The organism is Streptomyces sp. NPDC003027, assembly GCF_053591435.1.
In genome coordinates this window covers 1-9,645 of record NZ_JBSFTU010000078.1, presented here as the reverse complement: position 1 = coordinate 9,645, position 9,645 = coordinate 1, and the positions used below count along the sequence as shown (strand labels likewise).

The following is a 9,645-nucleotide window of genomic DNA, read 5'->3' as shown; positions in this document are numbered from 1 at the left end:
TCTCCTCCGCGAGCGTGATGCTCCGGTCCAGGCTCAGGGACCCGCCTGTATCGGGCCCGCCGCTTCCACAGCCGACCAGGGTAGACAGGACGGTGCCCGCGGAGCGGGAGCGCAACCACCGTGCGCAGCACGGTGGTTCGCTTGCACATCGCGCAGCGATGTGGTACCCGCTCCGCGGGAGCGCTGGTGGGATGCTGCGCATCCCACCAACCCAAGTGCTGCGCACTTGGGTTGACGCTCCGTCCGCTGCGCTCCCGGAGCTGTCAGGGCACAGCCCTGACAGGGAGCCTTCCGCTTCGCTTCAGACTTGAGGCGGGTCCGCTACGCTCCCCCGCCTTCTTGGGGAAGGCGCGCCGCGCTCCGTGCACTCCCCATTGCCGCTGGCCCATAGGGCCGGGCGGCCGACCCTATGGGCCGACCCGTGGCCTCCGCTGCGCTCCAGCCACCCATTACACGCCCCGCCTGACCCCACGTCACCCGCCGTACCACAGGGCGCGGGGACCGGCCACTCAGGGAAGGGAGAGGAAGGGTGAGCTGAGGGGGCGTCAAGGGCCTGGACGCTTGCGATAAGGCAAGACTAGCAACTTTCGGCCACGTTAGAGGGAATCACGCGATTCCATTTGCTTCAGTTTGGTGCCGAGATAAGCTATGGACTCAGAGCACACCACCTCGGACCCCTCCCGAACGATATCGAGATCCGTCCCCCGGCCTTGCTGGTGCTCTGGCGAGGCAGAGCACCAAGCTGATCACATCCGTCCAACCGTAGCCGTTACGGCTCCTCTACGTGCAGATTCCCCGTTTCCTGCCGCTCGAATCGACCGGACGGCACCCAGGAGAAGGTAGGCGAATATGTCGAGCACGGACCGCGTCGACCAGCGCGAGGCGGCCCAGCGAGAAGCAATTGACGCGGTCGTGCGCGCCCTCGAATTGCCTGCAAGATCACTTGTGCTCGAACGGGGGCTTCGAACGCAGGTGATCATGGCGACCGGGTCGGGGAAGACGCGGGTGGCGGTCCGGAGCGCGGAGGAGCTCCACGCGGGTCGTGTGCTGGTGCTCGTGCCCTCGCTGGACCTGCTCGCCCAGACCGAGGCCGCGTGGCGCGAGGGGGGCCGCCGGGGGCCGATGATCGGGGTGTCCTCGCTGCGGGGTGAGGAGGTGTCCTTCCCCAACACCACGGACGTGGACGAGCTGGTGGAGTGGACGCGCGGCCTGGACAAGGTGACCGTGTACGCCACGTACGCCAGTCTCGGGCTGGGCACGCTGGAGCGGGCGCATGCCGAGGGCCTCGCGGCTTGGGACCTGATCGTCGTGGACGAAGCCCACCGCGTTTCGGGCCAGATCGGGAAGCCGTGGGCGGTCGTCCACGACAACCAGAAGATCCCATCCCTGCGCCGCCTCTACATGACCGCCACGCCTCGGCTGTGGCAGCTCGGGGACGAGGACCAGGCCGGCGCACCCGGCGAGCTGGTCGCGAGCATGGAAGACGACCCCGACGGCCCCTTCGGCAGCAGGGCGTTCACCCTGACCCTCTCGGAGGCCATCGACAGGGGAATCTGTGCCCCCTACCAGGTCGTATGCATGGACGTCACCGACACACAGCTCCAGGCCGCGCAGCTCCTGGGCGCCGAAAGCCGCTCGGCAGAGGTCCGCGGAGCGCGGCTCGCCGCCCTGCAGACCGCCCTGGTGAAGGCGTCGGCGGAGGAAGGCTTCCGCCGTACGCTCGTCTTCCACCACCAGATCCGCGAGGCCGAAGCATTCGCCGCCGGCCTTCCCGACGTCGCAGCCCAGCTGCACGCCAGCGACCCGGAGCTGTACCCCAAGACGATCTGGGCGGACTGGCTCTGTGGCGACCACAAACCGCTCCACCGCCGCCAGCTGCTCGGGGAGTTCGCCGCCGGGATTGCCACGGACGGCACGGTCGTGGAGAAGGGCTTCCTGAGCTCGGTGAAGGTCCTGGGCGAGGGCGTCGACACCAAGAACTGCGACTCCGTCTACTGGGCGGACGTACGCGGCTCCATGCCCGACCTCGTCCAGGCGGTGGGCCGCGCGCTGCGCATGCAGCCCGGCGAGGGCAAGATGGCGTCGCTCGTGGTGCCGGTGCTCCTCGGTCCGGGAGAGACGCCGGACAACATGCTCACCTCCCGCGCGTTCGGCGGGCTGGCCAAGCTGCTGGAGGCGCTGCGGGCGCACGACGCCAGGGTCGTGGAGAGCCTCGCGGAGCAGCAGGCCCCGAGCCGCTACAAGCCCGTAGCCAAGGACGAGAGCGGGAAGAGCGCGGGAGGGAGCGGCAAGGACTCCGGGGGCGTCAGTGCCCCGGCCAAGGCCCTGCTGAAGTTCTCCACGCCGCGTGACCCGGCGCAGCTGGCGGCGTTCATCAACCTGCGGGTTCTCAATCCCGAGCATGAGCACTGGCGGCGCGGCGTGGAGGCCGCGGTCATCTTCGCCCGCGTGCACGGCGACCTGAAGGTGCCCTTCACCTACCGCGTCCCCGAGGGCGAGGAAGCCGATGCGGTCGGGTGGCCGGCCTCGCTCGCCGGGTTTCCCCTGGGGCAGTGGATCGCCGACGCGCGCCGGTTCTACGCCCGCGGCGACATGGACGAAGACCGCATCGCCCAGTTGGAGAAGCTCGGCATGATCTGGAGTCATTTCGACGTCGCGTGGGAGGAGGGCCTGTCCGCCGCCCGCGGGTGGGCAGCTGAACACGGCCATCTCCTGGCCCCGCTGGACGCCACCTTCCAGGGGTACCGCGTCGGGATCTTTTTGAAGAACGCGCGGGCCGCCGCCCGGAAGGCTGCCGAGATCGAACAGCGACGTGCCGAGGGGCTGCCGGTGGAGTCGTCGGCCGGGGCACTGTCGGCCGAGCGGCGCGAGCAGCTGGAGGACATCGACGCGTCCTGGTGCCCGAGCTGGCCGGTCACCTGGCAGCGCTCCTTCCACCTGGTGCGGATGCACCTGGACGCCGGTGAGGCGCTGCCCACCGAGGCGGGCGAGGCCGTACGCCAGGGCGAAGATCTCGGGCGGTGGGTGCAGTCGGTCCGGCTCGGCTGGGACCAGCTCACCAGCGTGCAGCAGTGGATGTGCGAGCAGGTCCTCGGGATCACACCCGCGACCGAGGACGAGAAGCCGAAGCCGCGCCGCACACAGGCCGACAAGTGGACCGCCAACCTCTCGGCCGCACGGCAGTTCTACGAGCGCGAGGGACACCTTCAGGTGCCGAGGAAGCACGTCGAACGGATCGTCGGCGAGGACCAGGAGCAGCGGGAGGTCCGGCTGGGGGCATGGGTCAGCAACCAGCGGAGCAGGGCCGCCACGCTGACGCCGGAGCGGATGGAGCAGCTCTCCGCCATCGGCATGCGATGGACATAGCCGCACGGACGAACAGCCGGGGCCGGACAGGGATGTTCCTGTCCGGCCGCCCGGAACCGGCGAGCGCCGGCATAGTCGCCGGTGCGCCAGGTGATACGGCCGAGTCCTGACCATTTGCAGGAGGGGTCGGTTCACAGACCGCGTTCTTCGGCCATGCGCAGACCATCGCGGTGCATACAGGCGGCCTGCTCATATTCGGCGTCATGGCGCACACCCTCGCGCTGGTCCTGCTGTGGCATTGCGTGCCCGGCGACGTGCTGGGCGCCCTCGACTTCTCAGGCGCCCCAGCTGGTGGGGGAGGGCCGGTCCCTGCCGAACCGATCCCTCCCGGGGCATCCGCCGCCTTACCTCACCGGTACGCCGGCACCGCCCACGTGGCCTTGTAGTGCTTGCTGTGCTCAGACCACCGGAACTTGTCCCGGACGCCGTTCGGCTGGACGATCTCGATCCACGAGGTGTGGTAATCCCGCTTCAGCACGTCATTCCCGTTCTCGTCCTTCTCGTAGTGGGTGTTGGCCAGGGGGCAGGAGTCCGCGCACGTGGTGGCCACCTTGCCGGTCACCGGGTCGTTGCCGACGCTCTTGACCATCGGCTGCACGTTGACCTTGTCCTCGTACGGGTAGTCCGTGCACCAGTGCTTCGCCCCGTTCTCGACCTCGTTCGCCCGGGCCAAGGTGGGCCAGCGGCCGCTGGCCGTCCCCACGTTGCACACGGCTTGCCCGCTCTTGGAGAATTGGGCGATGCCGCCGTTCGCGCCGACCCACAGCCGGTCCGAGTTGCCGTACACCGGGGTCAGGTCGTGCCCCCACGCATCGCCCGACGGCTCCTGCTTGGGCAGGGGGAAGACCTTCACGTTGGCGGCGCTGGTGTCGAGCACGCCGTTCGCGTACGTGTACCTGCGCAGCTCCTTGCCGCCGAGCGCCCACAGGTAGCCGCCGTTGGGGTCGTACACCAGCTCGTGGGCCTGCTCCAGCAGGATCCGCTGCTTGGGCTGGTTGCTCCAGCCGCCCGTGACCGTGCCCTGCGCCTTGCTGTAGAGGGCGATGTAGCCGCCCTTGCGGCTGGAGAAGGCCACGGCGACGCTGCCGTCGGGCAGCAGCTCCACCCCGTGCAGATCGCCCTGCACCTTGTCCGTCCCGTCAGGCCAGGGCGAGTTGACGTTGATGGCCCAGTGGTAGCCCGACAGCTGCGGGTACGGAATCACCCCGACGAAGCCACTGCCGCCGTCACCCGTCACCAGCACCTGGTCTCCGTACACGCCGCCCGGCCGCAGCTTGTGCGAGGTGCCGCCCTTCCACGCCCCGCCCTTCAGGCTCACGTCGTTCACCCCGTGGTACGCGTCCGGCAGCCACCGCTGGTACGGCTTCGACGCCGACCACACCGCAGGCGCGTTCGAGTCGAGGAACTCCAAGGCCTCCTCCGCCGCCGGGTAGCCATTCGCATACGGCGGGCCGTACTTGTTCCCGGCGATGAGCGGCGTGGCGCCCACGTTGAACTCGACCTCAAGAGTGGGTGTGAAGAACGCCCGGTCGCAGGCCCGGTCCGCGCCGTCCGGCTTCGGGTTCATCGAGCAGAAGTCCTTGTACCCCGAGGTGCCGGTCTCGGCAGCGCTGAGCCGGATCCCGTAATTGGGCGTGGTCGTGTTCGGCCGGACCCAGTCCTGCACCATCTTCGTGACGTCGATGTACTCGATGCCGTCGGACAGGTGCGGCAGACGGTCGTTCGGCTGGTCCTCACAGTTCGGGTGCCCGAACTTGCCGAACCAGGTGCCGATGCCCTCGGCCACAGTCGGCTGGTTGGACCAGTTGATCGTGTTCTCGTCCCAGGACTCGGTGACCCGGTACACGCCCATCCAGGCCCGCGCGGAGCAGTCCGAGACGAACGAGTTGTACACCCGCAGGTACGCCTTGGAGATCTGCACCCCGGTCAGCTTCGACGTGTCGAAGCGCAGGAAGCTGCGGTACTTCGTGGCGCCGTTGTCCGGCGTGCCCACGTGCAGGAATGCCCCCTGCGAATGGTCCGTCTGGTGGGAGCTGCTGACGTAGGTGTCCGCCAGACGCTTGACCAGATTCCGCGGACCGGACTGGGCTTTCGGCGAATAGACCGATGACCAGACCGGACGCGGGGTCTTCCCGTCATCTGCGGCCAGGGCCGACGAAGGAGCGATGAGCAGCGAAGCAGCCAACGCCAGGCCGCTTCCCGTGGTGAGGAGCCGCCGTCTGAGGCTCCCCGCTATAAAACGACGCACGTGTGTGCCACTTTCTTGTACGTTCACGAACTCGGCGAGTGCGGACGATGTGTCCGCCCGGATCCGGCTGTGTGACGGGCGGGCCGCTCCCATGGTTTCACTGCTCGAAGCCGGAGGCTGCATCAGTGCGGGGATGCAGCAGGATCCTCGTGTTCCTGGGGTCTGGCGCGGGTGTACCGGGTGGCCGTGTCTTCTGCTGTTGTGAAGCAGGGCTTCGCTCACGGTCGTCGTCGGAGTGCCGTCAGAGGGCGGTTCAGCCGCGGTGGGGCTTCGTGCACGGCCACGGCTCTATCGGATGGCGGTGGTTGCTGTCAGTCGTATGCCGATTCCGGTCAGTTGGATGCCGAAGGGCTGGGATACCTGGGACCAGGACGGCAGACCGTGCTGTCCAGCACTCGGCGGAAAGGGGCCGCACATGCCGGGAAGCCGTGGCGAGGATCCCGTGGGCCCTCCGGCGGCCGTGTTCCCACCCCAGTTGGGGCGGGCTGCGGCGATGCCCCGGCTGCTGGACCTCGACGGGCGGGGTGAGCTGACAGCCGCACACGTACGCCTGGTCGCCCAGGCGTTGGGGAAGTCGGAGCGGACCGTGTGGCGGTGGCTCGCCGCAGCCCGCGCGGATCACCGTCTCGCCCGGGTGGAAGCCTCGCACTTCACGGTCACCACGGAAGTCCGGAGGCTGCTGGCGCTGTGGGGCGGTAACGCCTCCCGGGTCCACGCCGAGCTGGTACAGCGGGCCGCCGAGGACCCGGACGCGCCGGCGGTGCCGTCGCTGTCGACACTGCACCGGGCGATCCGCCGGGACCTGACCCGCGGTGAGCGGGCCGGGCTGAAGAGCGGGGAAGCCGCGCGGCGTGCGCATGACGTGTTCGGCAAGCGGCCGCCGACGCACCGAAACGCCGTGTGGGAGGGCGACCACAAGCACGTGCCCGTCGAGGTCGATGTGGAGGGTGAGCTGGCCACGCCGTGGGTGACCTGGTTCATCGACTGCGCGACCAAGGCGATCACCGGGGTCGCGGTCACCGCGCACGCGCCGAGCCGGGACGCGGTGCTGGCGTCCTTGCGGATCGCGATCACCCGCAGCGAGCCGTTCGGTCCGGTCGGCGGGTTGCCCGGTCAGATCCGGGTGGACCGCGGCAAGGAGTTCCTGTGCCAGACGGTCACCGCGGCGATGGGCGCGTTCGCCGTCCCCGTCACCGATCTCCCCGCCTACACCCCGCATCTGAAGGGCACCATCGAGGCGTTGAACGACGCGGTGGAGGAGATGTTCCTCGTCTCCCTCCCCCGCTACACCGGCCGCCAGAAGCTCACCGGCGGCCAGGTCGCCGACCCCGACGCCCCACCCCTGACGTATGAGGCGTTCGTGGGACTGCTGCTGGACTGGACGGCCTGGTGGAACACCCGCCACCGCCCGTCCGCGCTGAACGGGAAAACGCCCGTCCAGGCGTGGCAGACCGATGCGTCACCGCTCACGGATGTGTCCGCCGGGCAGTTGGCGACGTTCGCCTTGGAGGACGACTGGCGCACGTACACGATCAGCACGTCCGGTGTGCGGTGGCGCCGCCGCGACTACCTCGCCCCCTGGATGAACGGCCGGACCGGCACCAGAGTCTCGGTACGCCACCTGCCCCACCACGACGACACCATCGAAATCTTCGACGTCGCGACCGGCCGCCATCTCGGGTCGGCGTTCCTGGCCGCCGCCGCGAGCCGGGAACAGATCCGCTCTATCCAGGCAGCACGGGCCGCGGCCGCCCGCCGGCTCAAGGCCGATCTGAAGGCCGCGGAGAAACTGCGCCGCCGACGCTTCGAAGCTTCCACCACCGCCGCTCCGCCCAGGCCTCTCGCCTCTCCAACCTCAGCGCAGGCCGAAGCGGAGCTGGGCGCGGCGGCGCAGACGGACCGCCGTGCGCTGGCCCGTCCCGATCTCGTTCCGCACGGCCCCGCACCCGAGACCTGGGTTCGCCCCAGGGCCCCGCGCACACCCATTCCTGATGAGGACAAGAGCTGATGATCGCTGATCTGGATTACGGGCTGCTGCCCGACGAGAGCGAAGACCACTTCCTGGGCCTGGAGCAGGCGCAGCTGGTCGGCACCGACACGCTGCTGACCACCCGGGACAATATCGAGGCCGTCATCGAGGCGAAGGCCATGATGTGCGTCTACGGGCCCGCCGGGTCCGGCAAGACGATGTCGGTGAACTCCGCCCTGCGTCACCTCGCCCCGGACATCACCCACCGCCTGGAGCTGCGGGCGGGACCGACGCCCCGGGACATCCGCCACGGCCTGTTCCAGGCCCTGGGGCTGCCGGGCGAGCCTCCCGCCCGCCCGATCGAGTTCGACACCCTGCTCAAGGAGGCGCTCGCCGAGGAGTTCCGGGTACTGGTCTGTGACGAGGCGCAGTGGATGAAGAAGACCGGGTTCGAGTTCTGGCGCCATCTGTGGGACGACAAACGCACCAACATCGCCGTGATCTTCGCCGGAGGCGACGGTTGCTACAAAGTCCTGCGCCGCGAACCGATGCTGGCCTCCCGGATCTTCATCTGGCAGGAGTTCACCCGCATGTCCAAGGACGAGGTACGGGCCACGATCCCCGCCTTCCACCCCGTCTGGGCAGAGGTGGACACCGCGCTGATCGACGCGATCGACAAGCAGGCCGCCCACGGCAGCTTCCGCAATTGGGCCAACATCACCACCCACATCTTGTCCGGCATGAAGAAACTGAACCTCAAGCAGGTCGACGAAGAGCTCGTGCGCTGGGTCTACAGCAAAATCGGCGGCATGTAGTGTCAGCCGGCGGCCCGCCCCCGGTCACCGTCATCACCGACAAGGACGACCACCCCAACTGGACGGCCGCCGCGCACACTGCGCACGATCCCGGCCTGGGACGTCTGACCATCGACCCCAGCCCTGCCAACGGCGCACCCGCGGCTCTCGCCCACGACCTCCTCTACTCCCTGGGCAAACGACTCCCCCAAGGCGGAGAAACCTACGGAACCTGGGCCGACTCCCAGCGCCCCGCCTGGGACGCGGCCTGTGCCTGGATACTCGCCCACCGCATCCGGCATCTCATCGTCTGCCGCACCGACCGCCTCACCGACGCCCGCTTCAGACAACTACTCGCCCTGCGAGAGCGCAGCGGCATCCGCCTCACCCTCCTCTGGCACCGACCGGTCAGCCCCACCCTGACCACGCTCCTCGACGAGACCCCGCACCACATCATCGACACCCTCCCGCACGCGCGCGTCGCCCTGGAGCAGACGGAACACCCACCGGCCGACACCAGGACCACAGGGCTGCACCGGCCCGCCGAAGACGACGGACAATGGATCACCCCTCCGGCGCCGTTGGACGGCGTGGTGGTGGACCGTCCGCGCGTACCCCATGCCAGGGCGCCACCGCGGTCGCCCCCAACAGCGCCGCGCCGCTCGAGCAAGGAGATGGCGCACACCAGGAGACGTTCTTGCCTCCCGGCTGACCACAGTGGCGCACCCGCTGCACGCCGCAGCCCTGACCATCCACACGATCACCGCAACCGACATCGACCGGCTCACACTCATTCGCGGCATCGACATCGACGAGAGCACAACCGTCGTCAAAGTCCACGACAGCAAAGCCCACCGCCGATGCCGGCTCTACTCCCTGCCCTCCTGGGCACACCCTCTGATACTCGCGGCCCGCATCCACGGCCAGTTGAAGGACCGCGCCCCGGACAGCCCGCTCTTCCCCCTCATCACCGCGCAGCGCGGAGAACAACTCCACCTGACCGCAACAGGAATCCGCTACGCACTCGGCTCGACGCCGTAGAACGCGGTGCCGCCCCCTCAACAGCCAGCACCCGTCCCCTGCCTTCATCGCACGGCCGTGACCAGCAACAACACGCTCCACGACATACCGACCGGCAACCAACTGACCCGCCGATTCATCAAAAACGTCAGCCCTAAGGGCTGTCCCGTAACTGCGGGAGCATGAGGGCCTGCCCCGGCTTCGCGGACATCAGAGAAAGAGAAGCTCGACGTCTTTCGCGACGCAGA

The 9,645-nt window shown here is 68.8% G+C and carries 5 protein-coding genes; 4 read left to right on the top strand and 1 reads right to left on the bottom strand.

Features of this window, described 5'->3' with window-relative positions; translation table 11 throughout:
* Nucleotides 1-849 precede the first annotated feature (849 nt).
* Nucleotides 850-3,366 (top strand): Helicase associated domain protein, encoded by a 2,517-nt coding sequence (locus ACWDX6_RS30450; RefSeq protein WP_451488100.1) that lies wholly within the window; start codon nt 850-852, stop codon nt 3,364-3,366.
* Between the two features lie 349 nt (nt 3,367-3,715).
* On the opposite strand, the gene ACWDX6_RS30445 is transcribed toward ACWDX6_RS30450, so the two are convergent.
* A complete protein-coding gene (locus ACWDX6_RS30445) occupies nt 3,716-5,707 on the bottom strand; it encodes a DUF6528 family protein (RefSeq protein WP_451488099.1) in 1,992 nt (663 codons plus the stop codon).
* 400 nt (nt 5,708-6,107) lie between these two features.
* On the opposite strand from ACWDX6_RS30445, the gene ACWDX6_RS30440 reads away from it, so the two are divergent.
* The 3 genes from ACWDX6_RS30440 to ACWDX6_RS30430 all read left to right on the top strand — a co-directional run bounded on the left by ACWDX6_RS30440 (nt 6,108) and on the right by ACWDX6_RS30430 (nt 9,418).
* Nucleotides 6,108-7,622 carry a Mu transposase C-terminal domain-containing protein gene (locus ACWDX6_RS30440; RefSeq protein WP_451488101.1) on the top strand — a complete coding sequence of 505 codons (1,515 nt, stop codon included), beginning with the start codon at nt 6,108-6,110 and terminating at the stop codon, nt 7,620-7,622.
* Entirely contained in the window at nt 7,622-8,398 is a 777-nt protein-coding gene (locus tag ACWDX6_RS30435) for an AAA family ATPase (RefSeq protein ID WP_451488098.1), read from the top strand. Before ACWDX6_RS30440 ends, ACWDX6_RS30435 begins: the two co-directional genes overlap by 1 nt.
* Nucleotides 8,399-9,094: 696 nt before the next feature.
* Nucleotides 9,095-9,418: a hypothetical protein gene (locus ACWDX6_RS30430; RefSeq protein WP_451488097.1), complete on the top strand. Its 324-nt coding sequence runs from the start codon at nt 9,095-9,097 to the stop codon at nt 9,416-9,418.
* Nucleotides 9,419-9,645: the final 227 nt, after the last annotated feature.